Source organism: Rhizobium jaguaris, from assembly GCF_003627755.1.
In the GTDB taxonomy this organism is placed as follows: Bacteria; Pseudomonadota; Alphaproteobacteria; order Rhizobiales; family Rhizobiaceae; genus Rhizobium; species Rhizobium jaguaris.
On the sequence record NZ_CP032695.1, the window covers coordinates 2,554,114 to 2,578,384 of the forward strand.

General features: G+C 58.7%; 25 protein-coding genes and 2 pseudogenes. 17 read left to right on the plus strand and 10 right to left on the minus strand.

Going from position 1 to position 24,271, the window contains the following annotated elements:
- Window positions 1–12: 12 nt before the first annotated feature.
- Window positions 13–354: a YXWGXW repeat-containing protein gene (locus CCGE525_RS33995; RefSeq protein WP_120708532.1), complete on the minus strand. Its 342-nt coding sequence runs from the start codon at window positions 352–354 to the stop codon at window positions 13–15.
- Window positions 355–693: 339 nt separating this feature from the next.
- Here CCGE525_RS33995 and CCGE525_RS34000 point away from each other — a divergent pair, with 339 nt between their 5' ends.
- The 4 genes from CCGE525_RS34000 (at window position 694) to CCGE525_RS34015 (ending at window position 5,573) form a co-directional block, all read left to right on the plus strand.
- Window positions 694–2,121: a basic amino acid/polyamine antiporter gene (locus tag CCGE525_RS34000; RefSeq protein WP_120708790.1), complete on the plus strand. Its 1,428-nt coding sequence runs from the start codon at window positions 694–696 to the stop codon at window positions 2,119–2,121.
- 154 nt (window positions 2,122–2,275) lie between these two features.
- Window positions 2,276–3,709 carry a basic amino acid/polyamine antiporter gene (locus tag CCGE525_RS34005; protein ID WP_120708533.1) on the plus strand — a complete coding sequence of 478 codons (1,434 nt, stop codon included), beginning with the start codon at window positions 2,276–2,278 and terminating at the stop codon, window positions 3,707–3,709.
- A gap of 13 nt (window positions 3,710–3,722) precedes the next feature.
- Window positions 3,723–4,979 carry an arginine deiminase gene (locus tag CCGE525_RS34010; protein ID WP_120708534.1) on the plus strand — a complete coding sequence of 419 codons (1,257 nt, stop codon included), beginning with the start codon at window positions 3,723–3,725 and terminating at the stop codon, window positions 4,977–4,979.
- Between the two features lie 45 nt (window positions 4,980–5,024).
- The gene (locus CCGE525_RS34015; RefSeq protein ID WP_120708535.1) at window positions 5,025–5,573 is read left to right on the plus strand and encodes an HdeD family acid-resistance protein; all 549 of its coding nucleotides are present in this window, start codon (window positions 5,025–5,027) and stop codon (window positions 5,571–5,573) included.
- 117 nt (window positions 5,574–5,690) lie between these two features.
- Here the strand turns inward: CCGE525_RS34015 and CCGE525_RS34020 are convergent, their stop codons facing one another.
- Entirely contained in the window at window positions 5,691–6,431 is a 741-nt protein-coding gene (locus CCGE525_RS34020; protein WP_120708536.1) for a glycosyltransferase family 25 protein, read from the minus strand.
- Window positions 6,428–7,351, minus strand: a complete 924-nt coding sequence (locus CCGE525_RS34025) for a glycosyltransferase family 25 protein (protein ID WP_425375926.1) — start codon at window positions 7,349–7,351, stop codon at window positions 6,428–6,430. Before CCGE525_RS34025 ends, CCGE525_RS34020 begins: the two co-directional genes overlap by 4 nt.
- Before the next feature lie 216 nt (window positions 7,352–7,567).
- Between CCGE525_RS34025 and CCGE525_RS34030 the strand changes: the two genes are divergently transcribed.
- From CCGE525_RS34030 to CCGE525_RS34045, 4 genes are all read left to right on the plus strand, one after another.
- A complete protein-coding gene (locus tag CCGE525_RS34030; protein ID WP_245472256.1) occupies window positions 7,568–8,425 on the plus strand; it encodes a response regulator transcription factor in 858 nt (285 codons plus the stop codon).
- Window positions 8,422–9,762: an ATP-binding protein gene (locus CCGE525_RS34035; RefSeq protein ID WP_120708539.1), complete on the plus strand. Its 1,341-nt coding sequence runs from the start codon at window positions 8,422–8,424 to the stop codon at window positions 9,760–9,762. The genes CCGE525_RS34030 and CCGE525_RS34035 overlap by 4 nt, the downstream gene beginning before the upstream one ends.
- A 187-nt stretch (window positions 9,763–9,949) precedes the next feature.
- Window positions 9,950–11,311: a cation diffusion facilitator family transporter gene (locus CCGE525_RS34040; protein WP_120708540.1), complete on the plus strand. Its 1,362-nt coding sequence runs from the start codon at window positions 9,950–9,952 to the stop codon at window positions 11,309–11,311.
- A 162-nt stretch (window positions 11,312–11,473) separates the two neighbouring features.
- Window positions 11,474–11,749 carry a metal-sensing transcriptional repressor gene (locus tag CCGE525_RS34045; protein ID WP_120708541.1) on the plus strand — a complete coding sequence of 92 codons (276 nt, stop codon included), beginning with the start codon at window positions 11,474–11,476 and terminating at the stop codon, window positions 11,747–11,749.
- Between the two features lie 42 nt (window positions 11,750–11,791).
- Here the strand turns inward: CCGE525_RS34045 and CCGE525_RS34050 are convergent, their stop codons facing one another.
- Window positions 11,792–12,622 carry a DUF4118 domain-containing protein gene (locus CCGE525_RS34050; protein ID WP_120708542.1) on the minus strand — a complete coding sequence of 277 codons (831 nt, stop codon included), beginning with the start codon at window positions 12,620–12,622 and terminating at the stop codon, window positions 11,792–11,794.
- A gap of 214 nt (window positions 12,623–12,836) precedes the next feature.
- On the opposite strand from CCGE525_RS34050, the gene CCGE525_RS34055 reads away from it, so the two are divergent.
- The 6 genes and pseudogenes from CCGE525_RS34055 (at window position 12,837) to CCGE525_RS34080 (ending at window position 16,071) form a co-directional block, all read left to right on the plus strand.
- A complete protein-coding gene (locus CCGE525_RS34055) occupies window positions 12,837–13,607 on the plus strand; it encodes a 2-keto-4-pentenoate hydratase (RefSeq protein ID WP_120708543.1) in 771 nt (256 codons plus the stop codon).
- 162 nt (window positions 13,608–13,769) lie between these two features.
- Window positions 13,770–14,006, plus strand: coding sequence for a hypothetical protein (locus CCGE525_RS34060; RefSeq protein WP_120708544.1), 237 nt, complete (start codon window positions 13,770–13,772; stop codon window positions 14,004–14,006).
- A 34-nt stretch (window positions 14,007–14,040) separates the two neighbouring features.
- Window positions 14,041–14,340: pseudogene (locus CCGE525_RS34065) on the plus strand (hypothetical protein); the annotation flags it as partial.
- Between the two features lie 142 nt (window positions 14,341–14,482).
- Complete coding sequence (locus tag CCGE525_RS34070; RefSeq protein ID WP_120708545.1) at window positions 14,483–14,920, plus strand: curlin; 438 nt, start codon at window positions 14,483–14,485, stop codon at window positions 14,918–14,920.
- Window positions 14,921–14,988: 68 nt separating this feature from the next.
- Entirely contained in the window at window positions 14,989–15,393 is a 405-nt protein-coding gene (csgH, locus tag CCGE525_RS34075) for a curli-like amyloid fiber formation chaperone CsgH (RefSeq protein WP_120708546.1), read from the plus strand.
- Window positions 15,394–15,654: 261 nt separating this feature from the next.
- The gene (locus CCGE525_RS34080; RefSeq protein WP_120708547.1) at window positions 15,655–16,071 is read left to right on the plus strand and encodes a curlin; all 417 of its coding nucleotides are present in this window, start codon (window positions 15,655–15,657) and stop codon (window positions 16,069–16,071) included.
- Window positions 16,072–16,167: 96 nt separating this feature from the next.
- Here CCGE525_RS34080 and CCGE525_RS39940 read toward each other — a convergent pair.
- Window positions 16,168–16,350 (minus strand): annotated as a pseudogene (locus CCGE525_RS39940) (hypothetical protein); the annotation flags it as partial.
- Between CCGE525_RS39940 and CCGE525_RS38580 the strand changes: the two are divergent.
- Complete coding sequence (locus CCGE525_RS38580; protein ID WP_162950386.1) at window positions 16,261–16,473, plus strand: hypothetical protein; 213 nt, start codon at window positions 16,261–16,263, stop codon at window positions 16,471–16,473. The pseudogene CCGE525_RS39940 and the gene CCGE525_RS38580 overlap by 90 nt on opposite strands.
- 58 nt (window positions 16,474–16,531) lie before the next feature.
- On the opposite strand, the gene CCGE525_RS34090 is transcribed toward CCGE525_RS38580, so the two are convergent.
- Both CCGE525_RS34090 and CCGE525_RS34095 read right to left on the minus strand, forming a co-directional pair.
- Window positions 16,532–17,812 carry an IS4 family transposase gene (locus CCGE525_RS34090; RefSeq protein WP_245472257.1) on the minus strand — a complete coding sequence of 427 codons (1,281 nt, stop codon included), beginning with the start codon at window positions 17,810–17,812 and terminating at the stop codon, window positions 16,532–16,534.
- Window positions 17,813–17,989: 177 nt separating this feature from the next.
- The gene (locus CCGE525_RS34095) at window positions 17,990–19,315 is read right to left on the minus strand and encodes an epoxide hydrolase family protein (protein WP_120708548.1); all 1,326 of its coding nucleotides are present in this window, start codon (window positions 19,313–19,315) and stop codon (window positions 17,990–17,992) included.
- Between the two features lie 679 nt (window positions 19,316–19,994).
- On the opposite strand from CCGE525_RS34095, the gene CCGE525_RS34100 reads away from it, so the two are divergent.
- Together CCGE525_RS34100 and CCGE525_RS34105 are read left to right on the plus strand one after the other, a co-directional pair.
- Complete coding sequence (locus CCGE525_RS34100; protein ID WP_162950387.1) at window positions 19,995–20,777, plus strand: GGDEF domain-containing protein; 783 nt, start codon at window positions 19,995–19,997, stop codon at window positions 20,775–20,777.
- Between the two features lie 183 nt (window positions 20,778–20,960).
- Window positions 20,961–21,956: a Tim44 domain-containing protein gene (locus CCGE525_RS34105; RefSeq protein ID WP_120708550.1), complete on the plus strand. Its 996-nt coding sequence runs from the start codon at window positions 20,961–20,963 to the stop codon at window positions 21,954–21,956.
- Between the two features lie 163 nt (window positions 21,957–22,119).
- On the opposite strand, the gene CCGE525_RS34110 is transcribed toward CCGE525_RS34105, so the two are convergent.
- The 3 genes from CCGE525_RS34110 to CCGE525_RS34120 all read right to left on the minus strand — a co-directional run bounded on the left by CCGE525_RS34110 (window position 22,120) and on the right by CCGE525_RS34120 (window position 24,263).
- A complete protein-coding gene (locus tag CCGE525_RS34110) occupies window positions 22,120–23,346 on the minus strand; it encodes an SLC13 family permease (RefSeq protein ID WP_120708551.1) in 1,227 nt (408 codons plus the stop codon).
- 123 nt (window positions 23,347–23,469) lie between these two features.
- Window positions 23,470–23,907 (minus strand): hypothetical protein, encoded by a 438-nt coding sequence (locus CCGE525_RS34115; RefSeq protein ID WP_162950388.1) that lies wholly within the window; start codon window positions 23,905–23,907, stop codon window positions 23,470–23,472.
- A gap of 68 nt (window positions 23,908–23,975) precedes the next feature.
- Complete coding sequence (locus tag CCGE525_RS34120) at window positions 23,976–24,263, minus strand: hypothetical protein (RefSeq protein WP_120708553.1); 288 nt, start codon at window positions 24,261–24,263, stop codon at window positions 23,976–23,978.
- Window positions 24,264–24,271: the final 8 nt, after the last annotated feature.

Consider the following 24,271-nt stretch of genomic DNA (forward strand, 5'->3'; position numbering starts at 1 on the left):
ACGACTGTGCTGTCAGCGCACCCATTGGCCATGGATGAACATCCACTCGCCGTTGCGATGGGTCCAGCGCGGCTGCCGATAGTGGAAGCCACGTCTCTCGGGAATCCAACGGCCGGGCACCCACACATAGTCGCGCCTGCGGACGCTCCATTCCCAGTATCCTGGTACCCAGACCTGACCACGCCGTGGCGGCGGCCTTCGCTCATGGCGAGGGCGTGGGGGTGGACGGTTCGGCCGATTCTCCGGTCTCTGGGATCGCTGGGCGTCTGCTTCATCTACGGGGAGGATCGCCACTAATGGCGCGATGGTGGCACCAGTCAGAAGTGCCTTAAGTAAGAAACGTCGTGAAAACATAGCTTCCCACCTATTGGCTGCCGGCAAGCTTTTGCCGAAGGAACGGATATAGCTTAGCCGACGATGATCCGTTCGTGATGGGCAGAGAATCTCATCCTTATGCAGAACGGCTCAATTGCTCCGAGACTGCTACAACCTTCAGAATGGCGGGAATCAAGCAAAGGGCGTCCATGACCAAGCACGTAAGGGCCTGAACGCCCGCCGCCTAGCAAGGATTGGGACCCGAAGCACAGCTTTAGGATTCCTTGCCGATCACAGCGCCACATGGAAAAGGTTAGAATGTCGACATGGGGTCAGCATCCCGGCATTTCCAATCGTCAGGCTTCGAGTCATCAGTCCATGATTTCCGCTTCTGAACAGAAATTCTCGTTGTGGACGCTGATGGCCATGTGCGTCGGCTCGATGGTTGGCGCAGGGATTTTCTCGCTGCCGCAAGCCTTCGGTCGAGCGACGGGACCATTTGGAGCCGTCATCGCCTGGTCAATCGCCGGCGTCGGCATGCTCATGCTGGCCTTCGTGTTCCAGTCGCTCTCCCGACGCAAGCCGGATCTCGATGCTGGTATCTACGCCTACGCCAAGGCCGGCTTCGGCGATTATCTCGGCTTCCTGTCGGCGCTAGGCTACTGGTCGGCGGCTCTTCTCGGCAACGTATCCTATTTCGTGCTGATCAAGTCGACGCTCGGTCTGTTCTTCCCGATCTTCGGAGATGGCAACACCGTCACTGCGATCGCGACCTCGTCGGTCCTGCTGTGGATTGTTCACTCTCTCATCCTGCGCGGAATAAGGGAGGCAGCCGCACTTAACACGATCGTCACCTTCGCCAAGATCATTCCCATACTCCTGTTCATCGTTCTGGTGTTCTTCGGTTTCAAGGCCGATGTCTTCAGCGCCAATTTCTGGGGTGGCGGAGCGACGTTAGGGGACGTGGCGGCTCAGGTCCGCGCGACAATGCTCGTCACGGTCTTCGTGTTCGTCGGCATCGAAGGGGCAAGCGTCTATTCGCGCTACGCCCGCAATCGCTCCGACGTCGGCATCGCGACGCTCTTGGGATTCCTCGGAGTGCTCTGCCTGCTCGTTCTTGTCACGATGTTGTCGTACGGAGTGATGCAGAAAGCGGATCTCGCTCAGCTTAGAAATCCGTCGATGGCCGGCGTTCTCGAGGCCGTCGTTGGTCCCTGGGGCGCCCTGTTCGTCAGTGCGGGCTTGATCATTTCTGTGGCGGGCGCTTACTTATCCTGGGTTCTTCTCGCCGCCGAAATCCTTTTTTCAGCCTCCAAATACGACACGATGCCCCGATTTCTCTCCCACGAGAACAGGAACGGTGTTCCCTCCAATGCGCTGTGGCTTACCAATATCGTCGTCCAGATATTTCTGATCCTGACGCTGTTTACCCAATATGCCTTCCGGCTTGCACTCGAGTTGACAAGTTCGATGATACTCATCCCCTATCTCCTTGTGGCAGCCTACGGCGTCAAGCTCGCCTGGACAGGCGAAACCTACGATCGCGACCCGGCCGGTCATCGCGATGATCTCGTGCGATCGGGCATTGCGCTCGTTTATACGATCTGGCTGATTTATGCGGCTGGAGCCGGGCATCTTCTGCTGTCCGCCGCCATCTATGCTCCTGGCAGCATTCTGTTCATCATGACGCGCCTCGAGCAACGCAAAGCCGTCTTTAGCATGATCGAGCTGATCATGTTCGCGGTAGCAGCCATCGGCGCCGTCGTCGCGATCTACGCGATCGTTACCGGTCGCATCACCATCTGAGCCGTTGCTGGCAGACACTTGGAACGGCAACGTTTCCCGTTCCGAGAAAAAGGGACGCCCGGCACAAAGGTGAGACTTTCAGCTCATTCGCCGGTGGCAAAATTGGGGCATAAAATCCCGAGACGCAACCTACGAGTAATCGGATTGGTGTCGTATGGCTTCGGGCTCCACGCAAAAGTTTTCGTTATTCGCGCTGACAGCGATGGTTGTCGGCTCCATGGTGGGTGCGGGTATCTTCTCGCTCCCCCGTACCTTCGGGGCCGCGACCGGTCCGTTTGGCGCGATCATCGCCTGGTGCATAGCCGGCGGCGGCATGTACATGCTCGCGCGCATCTTCCAGGCGCTAGCGGAACGCAAGCCGGATCTCGACGCCGGCGTCTATGCCTATGCGAAAGCCGGTTTCGGCGACTATCCCGGTTTCCTGTCGGCCTTCGGCTACTGGATCGGCAGCTGCATTGGTAACGTCTCCTACTGGGTTTTGATCAAGTCGACGCTTGGCCGATTCTTCCCGGTCTTCGGTGATGGCAACACACTCGTCGCAATCGTCGTTGCTTCGATCGGTATCTGGCTGTTCCACTTCATGATCCTCAGGGGCGTACAGCAGGCCGCCTTCATCAACACCGTCGTTACAGTCGCCAAGGTCGTCCCGATTCTTACCTTCATCGTGCTGCTTGCCGTCGCCTTTAAGCTGGATCTGTTTCGCGCCAATTTCTGGGGTGGTGAAGGGATGCCGGCAGCTTCGCTTCTGGAGCAAATCCGGGCGACAATGTTGGCGACGGTCTTCGTTTTCATCGGTATCGAGGGCGCGAGCAATTATTCACGCTATGCGCAGACCCGTGCCGATGTGGGTACGGCAACAATTATCGGATTCGTCGGCGTTACCGCGCTTATGGTGTTGGTGACGCTGTTGCCCTACGCCGCCCTGCAACGCCCGGAAATCGCAGGCATGACTCAGCCTTCAATGGCGGGTGTGCTGGCAGCCGTCGTCGGGCCATGGGGAGCAGTCTTCATCAGCGCCGGGGTCATCATTTCGGTTTTGGGCGCCTATCTCGCCTGGTCGCTGGTGTGTGCGGAAGTCCTCTACGTTGCCGCACGCACAGATGACATGCCACGTCTCTTCGGCACCGAGAACCAGAACAAGGTTCCGGCTGCAGCGCTTTGGCTGACAAACGTCATCGTTCAGCTTTTTGTGATCAGCACCTATTGGTCTCGGGACGCATTCGCGCTGATGTTGAACCTGACCAGCGCCATGTCGCTGATCCCCTATCTGTTCGTCGCGGCATACGGCTATCTCGTCGCGCGGCGCGGGGAGACCTATGAGGTGAGGCCGCAGGAGCGTCGACGCGACCTCATCATCGCCGGCATCGCCGTGATCTATACGATCTTCATGATCATCGCCGGCGGATTGAAGTTCGTTCTTCTGTCGGCTCTTCTCTACGCTCCCGGCACGATACTCTACTTCTGGGCCCGCCGCGAGCAAGGCAAGCAGATATTCAACACGACCGCCGACTGGGTGATCTTCGCCGCTGCAGTCATTGGCTGCATTGCCGCCATCGCCGGATTGTCCACCGGCTACCTGACAATCTGAAGAGGAGGTAAGGATGTCTTCTGCAAGCTCCACCCAACAGGCTTTCGGGGTTCATTCGGAGGTCGGCCAACTGCGCAAGGTTATGGTCTGCGCGCCCGGCCGCGCCCATCAGCGTCTGACACCGACCAATTGCGACGCCCTTCTCTTCGACGATGTCCTCTGGGTCGACAATGCCAAACGCGACCACTTCGATTTCATGACCAAGATGCGCGACCGCGGCGTCGAAGTCCTGGAAATGCATAATCTCCTTACGCAAACGCTAGCGGTTCCCGAAGCCAAGAAGTGGATTCTCGACAACCAGGTCGTGCCGAACCAGATCGGTCTCGGTCTTATCAACGAGGTTCGCTCCTATCTCGAAGGGCTGTCGGATCGCGAACTGGCCGAAACACTGATCGGCGGGTTATCGACCTACGAATTCCCGGAAAATATCGGTGGCGAACAACTGGCGCTGATCCGCGATGCGGCTGGTGTCAATGAATATCTACTGCCGCCGCTTCCGAACACGCTCTACACGCGCGACACCACATGCTGGATCTATGGTGGAGTGACGCTCAATGCACTCTACTGGCCGGCGCGCCACGAGGAGACCATCCTTACGACCTCCATCTACAAGTTCCATCCGGACTTTGCGGGAAAAGTGAATGTCTGGTGGGGCGATCCTACCAAGGATTGGGGCCTCGCCACATTTGAAGGTGGGGACGTCATGCCGATCGGCAAGGGTAACGTGTTGATCGGCATGAGCGAACGCACCTCTCGCCAGGCCATCAGTCAGGTCGCTGCGGCGCTCTTCGAGAAGGGCGCGGCCGAGCGTGTCATCGTGGCGGCTATGCCGAAACTGCGCGCCGCCATGCATCTCGATACGGTATTCACTTTCGCCGACCGCGACTGCGTTTTGCTCTATCCGGATATTGTCGACAGCATCGAGGCTTTCTCCTACCGCCCGGACGGCAAGGGCGGCCTCGAGTTCCACCGGGATAAGGGCAGCTTCGTCGACACCGTGCGCGACGCGCTCGGGCTGAAGAAGATGCGCGTCGTCGAAACCGGCGGCAATGACTACACACGCGAGCGCACGCAATGGGACAGCGGCGCGAACCTGGTCTGTGCCTCGCCGGGCGTCGTCTATGCCTATGACCGCAATACCTATGTGAACACATTGCTGCGCAAAGAGGGCATCGAGGTGATCACCATCGTCGGCGCTGAACTCGGGCGTGGGCGCGGAGGCGGCCATTGCATGACGTGTCCGATCACCCGTGATCCGGTCGACTACTGAGACGCAACGCGAAGGCGGCTGTGAACGAGAACCGGAGGTGCCATCATGGCAAACGCGAACCACTGGGCCGGAACCGACCAGACCCGATGGGTCTGGTTTCTCTGCCTCGGCATAGCGCTCGTTGTCGGCGGCATTCTCGCGATCATGCTACCCGCAATATCGAGCATTGCCGCCGGTCTTGTCCTGGGGCTCGTCCTGGCGGTCGTCGGCATCCTGCAGATCGTCCAGGCCTTCCGTGTAACGGCCTGGGCCGGTTTCGTCTGGGGACTCCTGGTCGGCTTTGTTCAGCTCGTCGGCGGCGTCCTGATCTACCTCAACCCGCTCGCAGGAGCGATCGCCCTTACCCTGCTGATCGCGCTGGTTTTCATCGTTCAGGGGATCGCGCAAATCCTGCTGGCATTGCGGCTGCGACCCCATACTGGTTGGGGCTGGCTCGCAATTTCCGGTCTCATTGCCCTTGTCGCGGGCGCCTTGCTGGCGCTTAAAATGCCGTTCAGCGGCATTTATACTCCAGGGACGATTACGGGAATTTCCCTTCTCGTGGCAGGAGGAGCCTACATTGCAATGGCCGCATCGTCGCGCAGAGCGCATTAAGGCCGCATATATGCTCTCGTCGGTCGCGACGATCCGAGAGCAAGGCAATGGCGCAAACTCTGTCCGAACGCTGCTACGCACGAGGTAATACAGCTGAAATCCCGAGCGCCAGCTCCTTCAGATCGCCAGCGCATAGCGAATGCGCCGGCAATATTCGGCGGCGCGCAAAAGGTGGGTGGGCAGGCGTTTCGGGCCGAAGAATTTGACCTGGCTATAGTCCGCCCGATTCCCGATCTGGCTGTTGCTGCTATGGCTCATCAGGCTCACGATATTGCGCCTGACGCTAAACACTTTCGAGCCGTGATGCCACCCTCTTTCGAGCGCGACATCGAAGGGAAATCTCATGGCGCGCAGGAACGGCAAAACCTTGCCTGCGCCGCGCCTGGTGATGACGTAACAGGCGGCCGAACCTTGCGGTCCATGCAGACACCGGCCTATTTCGTCGCCGAATGCGCTTTTTGCGACGCTGAGAAACCCGCGACTTCGGTGATTGAAGAGTTTGACGACGTCCGCATTCGGAGTGGCCTCAAGAATGGCGATCGTCCTTTTCGTCAGATCGACCGTGATCTCGATGTCGTCCTCCATGACGAGAGCCGCATCGAAATCGCTCTCAAGAAAGGCGGAGAGGCATTTGATGTGGCTGCGATAGCAACCATATTCGCCCGGGAGGATTGTTCGCCCTCCATGCCGGGCGAAGCCTTTCCAATCCACGTCCCGAAAATCTTCTGGCGACAGCTCGTGCCCGTCGGTGGCGGCCACCCTGATGACGTCTATGCGGTATTCCTCTGCTTTGGTGCGCACGGCGGCCCATCGATCGGCCGACCTGTCGAGATTGATGATGTAGACGCCCAGCTTCATTGTGGGTCGCCGACCTGTTTGGCCGTGCGGTTAAGCAAAGGCATTACACTTTTTTCGGCCCTGCCGCTTCCGCGCATGACCGCAGCCACACGCCCCATCGCGAGAAGACCGAGCAGCCGCGCAAGCCGGAAAAACAGCCGGCTGGTCTCGACGAAGATCCTGAATGGCATGACCGTCACGTAATGGAGTTTTGATCTGTGGTAATCTCCACGTTTCCCTTGGATCTGCGAAGGCAGGCCCAATTGCTGATCTATGGGAAGAGGAACGACAAAAGCGGACTTCAAGCCGGCGAAAAACTCAAGATCGAACGCCAAGTCGAAAGGCAACTGCATCGGCGTGAGCTTCCGGACAAACCACTCTGCCGCTCGGCGATTGATGATGTAGGCGCCAGAACCTTTTTCCCGAGTCAACGCGACCGCCAGGCTGCGGCTTTCAGTCAGTCGGGAGTAGCGGAATTTGCGGCCAGCGCTAACCGTCGAAAGGCGCAGGATATCCCATTTTTCGTTCTGCTTGAGGGCCTCATCCAAGAGCTCCGCGAGATCATCCGGAAACTCGAGATCATCCTCCAGAATAAGAGCAAACTCGCCGCTCGAAGCAAGAAGGCGCCTCGCACACTCGATATGGCTCAGATAACAGCCGACTTCCGCGGGATTGCGCCGACGGCCATGTTTGAAGCGAAAGGCGAATTCATCGAAATCCGGTATTGGAAACTCGATTGAGGCACCCTCTACGGCCGGCACCCGCTCGGCGGCCAGCCCGATGCATGCAAGCTTCTGTTGCATGGTAACCAACCGATCGGCCGCGCGATCCAGATTGATCAAATAAATCTTAAGCGACGCTTCGCCAGGCTTCGCATTTATCATGCCACATCCACTCCAAAGTGGCGGAGTCACCGCCACATCGGGAGCGAACATGTTCAGCTCGGCTTACGGCACACTTACAAAATCCTGGCGAAAAGATGAAATCTGCCTTCATTCAGTGCCTTCGCTCGGGGATGGACAGCAAACAGACAGGTTGGCCGCATTGGTCCAATCTCTGCACCACCAATGCTGGATGCCGAGCAACACGGATCATTCCATGCACTTCAAGCCAGTTATCGCCCTCGGTGTTGGCCAGATGCTGCGCGAGGTCTCCCTTTGAACCGCGCCAGCCCTGCACCTGCGTGCAGCTACGCCTGCGAGCAACATTATGTTCCTGCGGACATAAGACTGTCCGACTTCTGGTTCAGGACAATAAAATCCGGTAAACCGCTCATCTTGGTTGGTGGTGTCGCGCGCAACTCAACTTTCGGCGCTGCAAGAAAAATAGGACGTTCCATGCGCGTGTTATTGGTCGAAGACAATGGCAAGCTCGCCGCGGTGACGCATGACGCGATGCGCGCCCATGGCTTCACTGTCGATCATGTCTCTAACGCACACGATGCCGAAGAAGCCGTCGCGACGGTCGAATATGATTCCATCATATTGGATCTCGGTTTGCCCGATCGTGACGGCCTGACGCTGATCGAACCGTTGCGAAAGATTGCTCCGTCGACACCACTTTTGATCCTGACCGCACGCGATGCCTCGAGTTCGATTATCGATGCGCTCGACAGCGGTGCCGACGACTATCTTTGCAAGCCATTTGTGATGGGGGTGCTGATTTCTCGTCTGCGCGCGATCATGCGTCGCGGCGAACCACGTCACGGCACTATCTTGGAGCTCGGCGACGTCACGTTTGATCCAAGTCAGTATTCGGCCTCCGTCGGCGAGACGCCACTATCTCTCAGCCGCCGCGAATTTGCCGCGCTGCATCTTTTCTTGCGCCGCCCCAATCATGTCCTGTCGAAAGCGGAGGTCGAAGAAGCAATCTATGGTTTCGACGACGAGCTGAGCTCCAATGCCATCGAAGTTCTGCTGCATCGATTACGCAAGAAGCTTCAAGCGGCGGGATCGGTCCTCTACATCCACAACATGCGCGGCATTGGCTATATGCTTATGGAAAAGCGCCCTTGAAACGACCGCGCCTCACACTTCTGCAGCGGTTGATCCTGGCAATGTCGATTGTTGCCTTCGTGGCGATCTGTGCAAGTGCGATGTTCCTGTACTTCCGCTTCAAAGCCTCGAATGAAGCATTTCGCGAGGAGACGCTGTCAACCTTTGCCGAGAATCTGCGCCACGAACTGGCCATGGACCCGCAGCTTTCGAGCCCCTATGCGCAGGCGCTCAAGGCACGTATTCACCAGTTGCGAGGCCAATATGCAGTGGTGAGCAAGAGCGGCGGAATCATCGTTTCTTCCGGTCTCCAGGAACCATTGATCCCCTACGCCGGTGATCATACCAAGTATTTTCAGCTTCCAGCCCATGAGGGACAGAAGACGCTGTTTGGAGTTTCCCTGCCAATTGCCCAGGGCGACTTGGCGGGCGTCATACAGGTGGCCTTCCCGAAAGAGCACGTCCTCTTCGACAGTGTCCTTGAGGAATTTGTCACGGATATCGCCTGGATCTGGATTCCGTTCGTTCTGATACTGTTGGCAACAAACATTGTTGTCTTGGGCCTTGCGTTGAGGCCGTTGCGCGTCGCAGCGCAGGAGGCCGCACATATCGGCCCATCGAGCATTGCGACACGACTGACGGAAAGCGGCATGCCGAACGACGTCCTTGCATTGATCCGATCGGTAAACGCGGCCCTCGACCGGCTACAGAGCGGCTTTCTATCGTTGGAGCAGTTCTCTGGACAATTGGCGCATGAATTGCGCACACCGCTGGCCATTGCCAAAGCCCGCCTATCCCTTTCGCAGGACCATATCGCACGGGTAGTCGAGAAGGATTTTGAAGACGTTGAGCGCGTCATAACGCAACTTGTCGACCAGGTGCGTGTCAGGACACTTCATTACGAAGCGACTGACGTCGTCGATCTGGGAGCGGTCGCCGCAGATGTCGCCCGTTATCTCGCCCCCACAGTCGTGGAGACCGGCCGCAATATCGAGCTGAAGACAGAAACTAGTCCAGTCCTTGTCAGCGGTGCCAGGGATTTCATCTTTCGAGCCCTTCGCAACCTCGTCGAAAACGCACTGCATCACAGTCCCGAAAACGGAGTCATCACCATCATCGTCTTCAGCGGTGGAATCAAAGTCATGGACCAGGGTCCCGGGTTCCCACAAAGGCGCCTGAACGGGGGTAGCGAACTTTTGGGTGAGACAGATCGCAAGGACGGATTGGGCCTCGGTCTTGCCATCGTCGCCGAAACCATGGCTGCGCATAATGGACGGCTGCTATTAGCGAATCTTCCCACTGGCGGAGCGGTCGCAACCATGGCGTTTGACCGCCCAATCCTTGTGTCACGCATCTGAGCAGTGTCCCCGGCATGAGTTCATGCCGGAGATATAGTTTCGAAGATTCGCAGTCCCGGAACAATCGATTTCATTCGTTGACCTGCCGCGCGTACTTGACCGTATCCCCTCCAGGAGGATAGGAAAGTCCGGCTTCCCATCCGCGCGACATCTGTTTGTGAGCGCACGAAAAAGGCGACGAGGATATATGTTCACGACGATCAAGGAATGGTTCGGTTTTGGCGCGCACGACCATCATCACGGTCACGGTCACAGCCATGGCGCTCATGGTCATTCCCATTCGGAGACGGGAGGGCACGGCCACACCCACGGTGTCGTCGATCCGAGTATTACGACGTCGGAGCGCGGCATCTGGGCGATCAAGTGGTCGTTTGTTATCCTCGCGATCACGGCGATCCTGCAATTGATCGTCGTCTTTGTCTCCGACTCCGTGGCGCTTCTGGCCGACACCATCCACAATATCGCTGATGCCACCACGGCCATACCGCTCTGGATCGCTTTCGCCTTGGTCCGGCGTCCGCCGACTGCGAGGTTCAACTACGGTCTCGGCCGCGTCGAGGACTTTGCCGGCATGTTGATCGTCTTCATCATTCTGTTCAGCGCCATCGTAGCCGGATACGAGGCTATCGATCGGCTGATCCACCCGCAGCCGATTGCCCAGCTCGGATGGGTGACGGCGGCCGGTATCATCGGCTTCATCGGCAACGAAGTGGTCGCGGTCTTCCGTATCCGGGTCGGCCGCGAGATGAACAGTGCCGCGCTGATCGCCGACGGTTATCATGCCAGGACCGACGGTCTGACAAGTCTCGCGGTTGTTGTCGGTGCGGCAGGCGTCTGGCTCGGCTTTCCGCTCGCCGACCCGATCATCGGCCTGCTGATCACCATCGCCATCTTCGGCATCGTCTGGCAGTCGGCCCGCGCCGTCATCACGCGCAGCCTCGACGGCGTCGAGCCGGGCGTCGCCGACGAAGTACGGCATGCCGCTGAACACGTCTCCGGCATCCAGCGTGTGACTGATGTCAAGGCCCGCTGGCTGGGCCACAAATTGCATACGGACGTGACGGTCGCCGTCGACGGTACGAAGTCGGTTGAAGAGGCGAATGGAATCCTACTGATCTTGAGAAGGGAACTGCAGGCTCACTTGCCGGCCCTCGGTTCCGCCGCGATTCAGCTCGACACCGCCGGAGCATCGCCTGCCGCGTCGGAACATGATCATCATGGACACCACCATGCGCCTGATCCGTTCCGGGTCGAGTCACCGCTCGCGACGGGCCTCCTCGAAATCGTCGACACGCCCGACGGCGAACGGATGCGTCTCACCATCTCCTCGCATGCGCACGGCCTGCAGGCGATTGTCGAGATCAGACGTCCGGGCGGTGTCATCGAGACGCTTCCGCTCGCCTCGTCGACGAATGACCATCATGTCCTTCAAAGCGCCGAGGCACCGGCTGAACCGCATGAATTCGACGCAGTGCTCAAGCTCATCGCGGGCGAGCGCCAGGACGAGCTTCCCTTCCGGATGGAAGAGCCGGAAGGGCACCACCATTGAGCGCCGCATGACTGATTTAGCGGATTTGGAGTTCAAAACGGACGAACGCGAGTTCCTGATCTGTCGGACGAAATTCCGACATTCGCAGCAATAGCGCCCGACCCTCGGCTCACCAAGGTGCCGTCCGTTGACACCAATCCCCTCCTGCAGGATACAGGCGGTATGACAGAATACACGCACGCGACCCATCCGGAAATCGTCAAGCGGCTCAAGCGAGCCGAAGGGCATCTGAAGAGCGTCATCGCCATGATCGAGGGCGGCAAGCCATGCCTCGACATCGCGCAACAGCTCTCCGCCGTCGAGAAGGCGATTATCAACGCGAAGCGTACTCTGATCCAGGACCATCTTGACCACTGCCTGGAGGAGACGGTCGGCGCGCTTCCCAGAGACCAGCGGCAGTCAATCGACGAATTCAAGGCGATCACGAAATATCTCTGAGCGGATGAGGGCAGTCCACGCGGCGGACCTGGAGACGCTGGCTCACGCCTCGCGGCGGTCGATCGTTGCAGCAAGCATCAGGGCGACGATCTCAACGGTCGCATCCGGATTGGCCGGACGACGCTCTGGATCGAATGCAACGCCAATGACAATTGTCCGGTCGGATGTCGTTCGAGCTGGCCAGAAATCGAATCGAGATTTGTCAAAGGGATAAACGCCGCCGGCTACGACCGCATTCGACGCTGATGCCGTTTTTGCCGCATCGATTTCCGCTTGAGCTAACCTTGTTCCGCTGTCGACCTCGAGGTCGTCGTTCCGGGCAAAAATGACGGCGACCGGCGCCTGAAAGATAGACGCCAGGACGGAACGAGTAAGGCTTGTTGCTTCCTCTGCCGAGGTCGCGGCAATCATCTGTCGCGCGTAAGTCTGCAGTTTGTCCTGGTATAGATGAACGCGATCAAGTTCCTCCTTGTCGCGCCGTTTCGTCCACACAATGGTGCTGATTATGCAGCCGACGATGAAGAGCAGCGCAATAGCCCAGATGTTCGATGTGTCCGCTACCGCAAGGGACAAACGGGGCTCGGTGAAGAAGAAGTTGTATGCGAGGGCTCCGAGAAGTGCGGAAAACAATGCCGGGCCGAGGCCGAATGCCACGCTGCTGATGACGACTGGCAGGACATAGATGAGTGACAGGTTGGGAATTGTCTCGTAGCGATCAAAGCCGGCGGCAACCGCCGTGACCAGTGCCGCCATGATCAGGGAAGCAAGATATTGGACGACTGATGGCAAGTTTGACAGACTCAGGTCGCGGCCAACAGTGGGATTTGCCGCGACGCCACCTTTGCGCTGGTCGATATCTCTATCCAAGGACATGAGCAAATCCTCCTAATAGATGGAAATGGCCCGGCGCGGATTTGAATTCCATAGGGAAACAAGGCGAGATTTATAAACGCCGCATAAATGTGCGGTGTTCGGAGCCTGCATCACTATGAGATTTTGATTTCTGCGAGCACGCATTCGAATGGAATGCTAATGCGCTTCTGCCCAATTTCGCTTGCACAGCCAATTTTGCGAATTGGAGCATGCGATGTATTTCGAACTTAAGGACGCCACCGCCGGCATCCTTGCCAGGAGCCGACGCCATGACGATCTCTGCGATCTTCCCCTGAACCTGATCGGTTCGGAAAGGGAGGCATACGACATCCAGGCGACCGCGCAGGATGTTCTGGGTTTCGAGCGAAAGGGCTTTGCGATCATCGGTACGAGCGACGCGTCTCGCCGGGCGCTGGGTCTGACGAAACCGGTGTATTCCGAGATACCTCCTCTGTCTCTTCTCTGCGGCGTACAGGAGTTCCGGCTTCCCCCAGGTACGATGGGCGTCCAGTGCGAGTTCGCGTTCACGATGCTCCGGGCCTATCCCGATGCCGGCGAGCCCATCGATATCGAAACTGCGGACGACGCCATCCTGGACTGCCGACCGGCGATCGGAATTATCGGTCGCAGGACCCGCCAGGCTTTCACGGGTAACAATGCTGCGATCGCAGACTTCGGCCTGCATGTTGCCACGATCTGCGGCAATCACGTCCCGGGCGTTTCACCTGCCGAGCTCTCGGAGATCGACGTCACGACGTTTTTGTTCAAGCAGACTGTCTTTTCCGGGAAGTCGGCATCGATCATGGGCAATCCCATGAACGCCGTTGTCTGGCTCGCGAGGCAACTTGCAGCGAACGGCCGTCAGCTTGAACCCAACGACGTCGTCGCGACCGGTTCCTGCACGACAATTCATCAGGTCTCGGCAGGTCAGCACCTGGCAGTCGACTTCGGCCAGCTTGGCCAGGTCGAGTGTGTCTTCATCTGAAATACGGAATTCGAAAGGATATAAAATGCAGCCGCAACGGAAGCCATTCGTGGTCGAGATCAAGAAGAAAAGGCCACTGCGACCGAAGCGTTCAGCCGCAAAGGTGGAAACCGAGACAAAAGGGCCTGCAAATCTGGTCGTCCACCGCGAGGTTCGCGCATAATGGTCAGCCGCAGCATTCCGCATGAATACTTCGTCCTCAACGGCACCAGGGGCGTCGGGCCGGTCGTGGGTCACGTTCGCGGCAACCCGATACGCGGTTCAGTAATCGACAGGAACGGCAGCCGCTACCATTTCGTCGGAATGGCCGTGCGGGATCGTCGGGGGCGGCTCGACGTGATATCGTTGCGTCGTGGCGAGTGGATTGTCGCACCGGACCTGATCTACGAAGAGGCCTAGCTGTTAGATCCCAAGCTTTGAGGGAGCGGGGCCTATCCAGTCCGACTGGGTGGACGCCGAGCCGTTGACATCGTGGATCAAGCCGAAGTCGGGAACGACGGCGCTTCTGAAGTACGACTTGCCGATCTCGTCTGAAGAATTCTGTATCCGCCTCCTTGAGCGCACGGGCGTCATGGACATGGAAGGATATCTGCGCATCGGCTACGCAAGCGGCGAAGAAATCCTTCGCGAGGGACTGAAGCGCCTCTCGCGGTTCCTGAAGGAAAGCGCCGGCTCGGCCGCCCGACTTCTCCATATCAAAAAATCTTGCCGCCCGGCCCCGCAGATCGCCTAGAAAGCCGGATGCCATATATGCCGGCGCGCACGATACGGCTGTGAATTTCCGATGAACACCGCCTTCAGCATCCGTTCTGGATGGCTAGCCTACAAAGGAGCCGTTCAACCGCGGTCACATCCGCACTGAAGGAGAGGTCGAAATGATCCGCAAGTCCATTATCAGCGCCCTTTTCGCCGCTGCCGTCGGCGCCATTGTCATCACCCCCGCAATGGCAAACGACGTGCGCATCGAACAATACGGCTGGCAGAACTCTGCCGGTGGCGCGCAGAACGGCTACAGGAACCGTGTTCACTTTTACCAGGACGGCCGCTACAACACCGCCATCGGACAACAATACGGCCACCGCAACCTGTCGGCCGTTGGCCAGGAAGGCACCAACAACTACGGCGCCACATATCAGTACGGTAGCCGCAACGTGGCTGGTATCGGACAATTCGGCTCGAACCACACCGCTATTCTGACGCAGGACGGCAATGGCAACATCGCGGCCGGTGTCCAGGTCGGACACGGTTGCACTGCCGATGTCAATCAAGGCGGTAGCGGCAATGTCGCCGCTTTCGTCCAGACATGCCCCTAACCTTTGCGTGACTGGGCCGGGACTCGTGGCTCCCGGCCTCGTCCCTCGCTATGACAAGGAGACGATCCATGGTTAGCTCGCATAGAGGTATTCCCCTCGCAGCAGCGATCACGCTCGCCGGATTGGTCGCCGCCGGCGCAAGTAACACCGTTTTCAATATGGACAGCCCGGACGCTGGGCCAGTTCGTTGCGAAATTCAGGATAAAATTCAAGGCGATACCGTGTTCCTGGAACCCGTCGTGTATTCCGACAAGGGTGTGAGTGGCACCTATAGTGTCACCGTGTCCGGCGGAGGTGACGGAGGCGCCTCCAACATCCGGCAGGGTGGCGAATTTTCAGCGACGGCCGGTCGCTCGACTTCGCTTGGCCGGATGAGCGTCGGCGCCAGCGGTGCTTCCTACAATGTGAAGCTCAAGGTAACGGTGGCCGGAACCAGCGTCAGCTGCACCAAGCAGGTGTCAGGCACGTTCTAGGAGCAATCCCAGGGAAGTGCTGAGCGGCTCTCCGTTCGAAATCGCGCCAAAACAGCAAAATGGAAGCGTCCAGCGATTCCGTGAAACGCTGGACGGATCGAGGCTGCGTGCTCGCGACAATCGAGCACAAGGCCACCCAAGCGGCCCGAGCCCTTCTCCGGACAGTTGAATGGCGGCTGAACGGCATCTTCCGATCGGGTTCAGCTTGGTTGTGTCAAGGTCGGGCATCGGCTGGTGAAGGCCGGACAAGGAGAGGCAACCATGACCCGCAAGTTCGTCAACGCTCTAGGAATTGCCACCATTGCTGCATCGCTTGGCGTTTCGACGCTCGCAAGCCCTGCCATGGCTGGCGGCTCGATCAGATTTTACCTTTCGCCGCAGACCGCACAAGATGCCGAAGCAATGGACTTCGGTTTGCGGGCCTATTCGTTGTACAACGGATGGCGCAATGGGGCCCACATTCGCCAACTCGGGCGAAACAATCTTGCCGGCATCGGACAGAATGGCCGGGACAATCTCGGTATCGTTCGCCAGGAGGGTGTCGGTCATTCCGCTACCTTGCAGCAGAGCGGCAACGACAACTCCTATGGCATCTTCCAATTCGGAAGGAACACTGACACGCAGGTCGTGCAGCGCGGCGATGGGCAAAGCGGTGCGGCACTGCTGTTTGGCTGGTAAATGTCAACTATCGCTTCCAATCCGATCCGCCTCCGATCGTCAGGCGCTGAGAGTGGGCGACCGCAAACGGTCACCCAGATCCTAAGCATGTGCGGGAGCGTGGGCGAGTTGCCATTTCTCCGATTCGGCATCGATCGGGATGAGTGCTAGTGTTGCCGCAGCCGCCGTCAGTACGATTGGACGCATTCGATGCTCGGTTGCGTCGATAACAGTCTGCCATGGCGGCACGCCCTCGCTTCGAAGGTGTTCTATCTGGACCACGAGGATGACCGAGTTGCGGTCGTGGCTTCTGCGATCGCCTTTCTGGTCTTCAAGCTTATCTTTGATGATCGAAGAATTCTGGAGAAGACCACTTATCTGAAAGCGCATATCGATCCGGTTTTCAACGGCCTGATAGCCTGACGACCTCATTGAGGCGCGACCTCGATGTGAGGTCCCTCCCCCATCAAGGCTATTAGATTCACACATAGTCGCAAGCGGAGAGGAGAAGGGATACGCCGCGCTTGGCTGCTTGGAACTGTTGCCAGCCGTCGAGCATGACGATTGGGCCCGGCTTGCCGTAGTAGCCGGTCCAACCGCCGAGGCGGGCGCAGACCCAGGCGGCATAGGCCAGCGAGCCTTTGGGATGAGGGTTCTTCTGTCTGGCGGTCGTGCCCTCCAGCTTGGCGCTGAAGGCTTCCAGAAGCGGCCGGTCGCTCGGCTCGAAGGCGTCTTCGATGGGGCGCAAGGCGCCGCCCGGAGGAGCGCCGTCGCGCGAATGCACCAGTTGCTGCACAATCACGGCCGCGACGAAGGCGGCCATCACTAGATTGCTCAGCGGCACCTCGTCCTCGATGCGCAGGGCTTCGATATCAAAGCCCTGCGTCTTCAGGGTGCGGAACAATTGCTCGATTGCCCAGCGGCGGCGATAAAGGGCGATGACCGCCGCCGCCTGGCCTGCATCCGACACCTCGTAGGTTGTCAGCAGCCGCCAATGGATCGGCGTCTCGCCCGGCGGCGGTGCGCCCTCGCGCACATCCACCAGAAAGAGGCGCACACCATCCGGGACGTTGTTGTAGATGCCATTCTTCGGGCGCGGCAATGTCACCGCACTGAAGCGGATCGCCAACTGCGCGTCGCGCTCTTTGCGGCCCGGCTTGGCCGGCAGCGTGAAGGCCAGGCTTGCCGCAACCGGCAAGGCGTCCGCCATGGCCAACAGCGACGGCTGGTCCTTACCGAAGCTGCGATCCCAAGCCATCCGGATGACGAGATCGACATTGGCGGGCCGTCGGGTGAAGGCCTCGTAGATATCGCTTTCGCGGTCGGCGATGACGGTGATGTGGCGCGCGGCCGCGCAAACCTGCGCGGCGCGGTCGGCGCCCTCCAGCCAGCGATAGCTTTCCTTCTCCTCGATCGGACGCGCGCGCTGCGTGCCGCGCTTGCCTTTGTCGCGGCTTAAAAACTGCCCATGGATCGCGCCGATGATCGCGCCATCATCCGCATCGACCCCGATCATCGCATGCAGGTAAAGACCGCCACCGCCGCCGGAGCGCACCACCGTCGTATCCTGAATGGCCAAGATATGCCGATCCGCGCAACGGCTGGCCGTGCGCAACGCCGCCGCATCGATCATCGCCTGCGGATCAACCGCATCATTGCGCAAAAACCGGCTCAAGCGGATCTCTCCAGCCCGATTGCCGCCGAGCTTGCGCACCCGCATCCCCTGGCCAGCCGTCTCAACAAGGCGCTCCAGCAAGAACACCCCCCTTTTTCCAAGCGACGGTCGCCAAACCGTCCCAGGCTCAAATCACCCATCGCTTAATTCTCCTGCTTTTTGCAGAAGAATCAGAACTCCACTCCATAGGCAATTCTAAATGTGTGAATGCCATAGCCCATCAAGGGGAGGGGTGCTTGTCTTGCTTTGCCAATGACGTTTCGGTCAGCGCAGCGGCCTGAAGGCTTGACGAAGATCGTTTGTCAGCGTTTCAGGCTGTTCCCAGGCGGCGAAGTGCCCGCCTTTTTCCGGCCTGCTATAGTAAAGCAGATTTGGAAATGCTTTCTCGACCCAGCTCTTCGGAGCCTGATAAAGCTCATCGGGAAACGCGCTGACGGCGACCGGGATCTTAATTCCCTTCGGAGCGAAAAAGGCGAATTTGTTCTCCCAGTAGAGGCGCGCGGAAGATACCGCAGTGTTCGTGAGCCAGTACAACGTGATGTTGTCGAGAACATCATCCTTGGTCAGGCCTTCACTCTTATCGTCGAAAACACGCGCGATCAGTTCATAGCTGCGTGCGTCGTGATCGAGCATCCAGGATGCAAGGCCAATCGGCGAGTCCTCGATGCCATATAAAGTCTGCGGCCGGGCCTGCATCTCCTGAGCATAGGCAAGCCCATGGCTGTAGAAGAAATCGAGCTGGTCGTAGGCGCGTTTCTCGTCAGCCGAAAGTCCGGCGGGCACCGCCTCATGGGCATCCAGGGCCTTTTGAATGTCGTCGGGAACGGCGCCGGGCATGTTTGTATGAATCCCGAGGAGTTCCGGCGGAGCCTGCACCGCCATCTGCTCGGTGACTGCGTCGCCCCAATCGCCTCCTTGGGCGACAAACCGCGTATAGCCAAGCCGCTTCATAAGAATGGTCCAGGCCCGAGCGATACGGGCAGGATCCCAGCCGAGCTCGGTGGGCTTTCCGGAAAAACCGTATCCCGGCAATGAGGGGATCACGACATCAAAGGCATCCGCCGCGGCACCGCCATGGGCAGTCGGATTGGTCAGCGGATCGATGACCTTCATCTGCTCGATGATGGAACCGGGCCAGCCGTGGGTGATGATGATCGGCAAGGCATTCTTGTTCTTGGAACGGACATGTATGAAATGGATGTCGACCCCGTCAATATTCGTCACAAACTGCGGCAACGCATTCAGCTTCGTTTCCACTCGGCGCCAGTCATAGTCGTTCGCCCAATAGTCAGCGAGCTTCTTCATGGTTTCCAATTGGACGCCCTGGGTCGCATCCTTCACCAGTTCCCGGCTTGGCCATTTCGTCGCAGCGATCCGGCGGCGGAGGTCCGCAAGCGCCTCGTCAGAGGCATGGAATTGAAACGGGCGTATCGACGTATCAACGGCTTGCCCAGGCGCGTCCTGCGACTGCGTCGTAGCGGCGGCGGGCTGGACGGTTTCGGCCCGCGCAGCAATGGGCAAGCCCATGCTCACAAGCACCGCGGAGGTGGCAAGCAGGCGGACATAGAGGGAGGATCTTGCTACTGGCATATCGATATTCTCCTGATGGACGAGGAAGGTTGGCACGACCAAACAGGTAGGAATCGGAAGTATCGGGGATGTGTCCGGAAACGGTCCTCTTGTAATGAAATGTATCCGACCGGAGGCACTCCCACCATGAGGCGAATTCAATTCCCCTGCGATCACTATCCAATGACTGGACGAGGAGCCGAAACCTGATCCGGAACGGGAAAGCCGGTGTCGGCGATCTCACCATCGACAATAGCGGGCGTCGAACCTGTCGATGATCACAGAACCTTAAGCGTGTCTCGGTATGATACATACGAAGCGTTTTGAGGATATCATGCTTGACCTTCGTACGTTGTATTTCACCGTCGCTTGCATCTGCTTGTGTCTTGGGGCCTTGCTTTTAGGGAAGGCTTTCGTCCGTAGGCGAGATGCTTGGGTCTTGTGGTGCAGCGTCAGCAATCTACTGCTTGGTTCTGGTTTCGCCGCAAACGCCTCGCTTGAGTGGGCTCCGAAATTCGTAACCATAACCTGCGCTAACGGTCTGACTATCGCGGGTTTCCTGACTTCGGTGATTAGCGCCCGGGCACTCGCAGAACGACAAACCCCGTTTTTCGTTTGGCCGTGCCTTGTCTTGTCTGCACTTTTCGGAGCGCTTCTGCTTGGAGACGCTGAAAGCGGGTATGGCGTTCGGGTCGGGATAATGTCCCTGGTGTTTGCAGCTTGTGAATTTTTCGTGGCGTATGTCGGCGTGCATATCGCGAGAAAGGAGCACCTTAAGACCGCCTGGGCGCTGGCGGCGGTTTTCGCGACAACCGGCTTCGTCTTCCTCGCAAGAACATACCTGGCTTTTTTCGGCGCTTTGAACGCCAATCCTTCCGACCACATTTTCCTGGCCATCATTGCCGTCACCGTGGTTTGCCTGCGCCCGATGACGATGCTGCTTGTTGGCAGCGAACGCCGCCAACAAAACTGGGAGCGGCTGGCCTTGCACGATCCCCTGACTGGCGCGCTGAACCGGGCGGGCCTTTTGGAGATGACGGAACGTCACACACAAAACGCTGCCAGAGCCAATTCGCTGTCGGCCTGCGTCCTCTTGATCGACGTGGACCGATTCAAGGCAGTCAACGATAGCGAAGGCCACGATGCGGGCGACGCACTCCTGTGCCTTGTGACGGAGATCATTCGGTCGGAGATCCGAAAGACGGACTTGATCTCTCGACAGGGCGGAGATGAATTCGTCGTTCTTCTGCGGGAGGCAGATCTTGAGGCCGCTTTTCTCGTGGCGGAGCGGATCAGAACGCGGTTCCAAGAAGCTGCACAATTGCGCCATGATCACATAGAGCCGACGCTAAGCATTGGCATCTCAACAGCACCGAACGCTCGGGCCAACCTGGTGACGTTGCTGAACCAGGCGGATCAGGCTCTGTACACATCTAAACGCGCTGGTCGAAACACGGTTAGCAAGTTCTCGATCGCCGCATGACTATAGGAAATTGAAGCCCGGGTGATCTACCGAGATATCACTAGTGCACGCTTCAAACTTCCTCGCAAATTGAGGGTCCGGCTTGTCTCTTCCAGCCGGACACTTTCCCGCCGACTTATAATCGCAAAATAGCGTCCCTATATACCTTGCAAATCATCTTTCTGCCCAAGGACAGAAAAACCAATGTTCAGTGCAGTACCGCGTTTCGCTCAGATCGCAGCCATCGTCGTGCTTGCCACGGCCTCGTGCCTTACGAGCTTTGACGATGCCAACGCGCGTCGCGCCGGCAGTTTCGGCGGCTTCGGCAGCCGTGGAACGCGAACCTTCGACGCTCCCGCCACAACGCGGACAGCTCCGACGCAAGCCGCGCCGATCGATCGGACGATGGCGCCTCGAACGCAGCAGCCCCAAACCGCCACGCAGCCGCCGATCAATGCGCAGCCGCGTCCCGGCCTGTTCGGCGGTTTCGGCGGGTCGATGATCGGCGGACTGATCGCCGGCGGCATCCTGGGCATGTTGATCGGTCACGGATTCGGCGGCGGCTTCGGTTTCCTCGGCATGCTGCTGCAGGTCGTTCTGATCTTCTTGGCTATCCGCTTTGCCATACAGTTTTTTGCGAACCGCCAACGAACCCCCTACGCGGCACCCGGACCGAACGCGTCGTACAATATGAATGCTTCGCAGCGTCCCTCTTTTTCCATTCCGACAATCGGTGGCGGAACGGCCGCCGCGGCACCAAGAACGCGCCAGGCCAATGACGAGATCGGGCTATCGCAAGCCGATCTCGACCGTTTCGAACAGCTTCTGACGGAAATCCAGTCGGCTTATGGTTCCGAGGATTACGGCACCCTGCGCCGGCTGACGACGCCCGAGGCGATGTCCTATCTGGCCGAGGAGCTTGGCGAGAACGCGACCAAAGGCGTCCGCAACAGCGTCACCAATGTTCGCTTGCTGCAGGGCGACATCGCCGAGGCCTGGCGGGAGGACAATGCCGAATACGCCACCCTGGCAATGCGCTATTCGAGCGTCGACGCGCTGGTCGATCGCGCAACCGGCCGGCTGGTCGACGGCGACGATCGCAATGCCTCGGAAACGACCGAGATCTGGACCTTCGTGCGCAAGCCGGGCTCGGACTGGAAGCTTTCTGCCATCCAGGGAACGGAGCTTCACCACGCTTGATCCCGCCTTGTCGTTTGATGTGTACTGCTAGCCTGCCCGGCTGTCCACAATAGGGGCTGGTACGTCCGCTATCGGCGGGCGACTTCAAGACTGGCGCTCACGGAAATCGAGGCCCCTCGTCCACCCAGCTCGGTGCCGACGCCTATCCGCCTCTTCCAGATGGCTACAGTGCCATATAGCCACCGATCCAAAGCCAGAGGCCGGCGACGAGCATGGAAAGGATCGTCATAGGCAGTCCGGCCTTGGCGTGATCGCGAAACGTCAGCCGTACGCCTTGGACAGCCGCCCGTTCGGCGACGATCAGGTTGGCGAGGCTTCCGACAAGGAGCAGGTTGCCGGCAAGTGTGGAAAGGAGGGCAAGTCCCACCAAGATCCCTTCCGGAATTCCGTGCCAGACCTTCAGGATCATCACAACTGCGGGAACATTGCCAATCGTATTGCTGAGGAGCAGCGAGATCGGCACCAGAGAAGAGATGCGATCAGGTAGCAGGTTATAGCTCGCCAGCGTGCGCACGGCCTCTTCCGGAATCCCGGTTCGGGCAAACGCATCGTTGATGACGAACAGCGCCGCAAACAGAATGAGCAAAGGCACGTCGATTTCATCGAGAAGCTGCCTGCTCGGGAGCGTGCGGCTGACAATCAGTGACGCGGCGACGAGAAGAGCCGAGATCTCGCGTGGCAGAGGGGAGGCAAACAAGACGAGCAACAGAACAAGCGCCGCACCGCTTATGCCCACCTGAAGACGGTCGAAGGAGACTGCCTCGGACGGAGCGTCCGTTGATGGCGCTTTGAGGCTTGCCCGCCAAACGTAAGCCACGCATCCGTAACTGATAACTAGCCCGGCAAGCGACGGGATAGCCGCATCTGCGAAATAGCCCCAGAAACTAAGCGCACCTGCCTGTCCAATGAGGATATTTTGGGGATTTCCGATCAAGGTCGCCGCCGAGCCGGCATTGCTTGCCGCGGCGAGCCCGAGCAGGAAGGGGCGAGGATCAAGATCGCGGGCAGCAAGGCCAGCGCAGAGTGGCGGGGTCATTGCGAAGACGACGATGTCATTGACGAGAAAGGCGGAGAGGATGCCGCCAATGGCAATCGTCAAAGCCAGCAGCAGGCGCGGCCGTCCGGCCTGGCGCGCAATCCACGTGGCGATCTCGCCGTAGAAGCCACTGGCGCCAACTCTCGCAGACAGGATCATCAGCCCGCCGAGCAGCAGCAGCGTCGGAAAGTGAATGGCCTCGCTCATTGCGCCACGCGGAACCGCACCAGCCGCAACGAGCACGACGGCAACGATCAGTGCGATGCCGGCCCGATCGATCCGAAGTCCGGGGACACGCCCCAGCGCCATCCCGAGATAGGTAAGCCCAAATAGAATGGAAACGACATAAGTCATTGAAAAAAACGGCTCCGAGGAACAAGGCGGGCGGCAGTCTGTGTTTCAGACGCTTAGCATCAGGGCGTTGTCAGGAACAATTCTTATTCCGGCAACGATGCTCCGCATGCATATTTCGACGGATCATTTGAGGAGCTGTTCCGCATCATCGGCAGTCAGGTCGCGATCGATTTGCAGGACGACCTTCTCCGGGCGCCTGCCTTCTTTTCGCAAGAGAATGACGACGGTACATTTTTTCTTGCCTGGATGAAACGATAGGAGCCGGCCTTTTGTCTTCGCCAGGACTTTCTCCACGACCTCAGCGCGGTCGGCCGCATGATCTGCAACGGGAATTGCTCGCGGCGTTTCAGCATAGGCCGAAACCGTCAGGATAGGAAATATGAGAAGTGCATTTCTGAGTGCATTCATGCGATTGGGAGACTTCAGCAAGGGACAGGCAAGCGGCCCAAGAAAACTGGCCGCATTTATCATCTCATACAATCGACTTAAAATAACTGTTATCCCCCATCGCCATACGATGGGGAGCCGGTTGCTGCCCGCATTACCGATGTTCTTCCGCATTTTCTGCAAACTCTAACGGTGACAATCGACAAGCAGGTGTATCGCAAGATGTCAGCTGGTAGAAACGTCTAGGAAACAGCTTCCCTCCTTGTGGGCCTGGCGGGATCACGATCCTCTAAGCGCTCCGCAACCCCGGTCAACAAGACGTCTCCGCCTTTATTGATGAGCGTGCCGTGAACTATTCCGGCAACGATTGCGGCTGCGCCTTTCTCGACAATGAGATCCTTACCAACACTTCCGTGCAGTTCGAACCGGCGACCGGCGGGAACCGTCAACGTGCCGGCAACCGACCCAAAGAAGCGCACGTCGCGATCCAAGACGATTGATCCGTCGATATTGGCATTGAGGTCGTCCATGCGCGGAC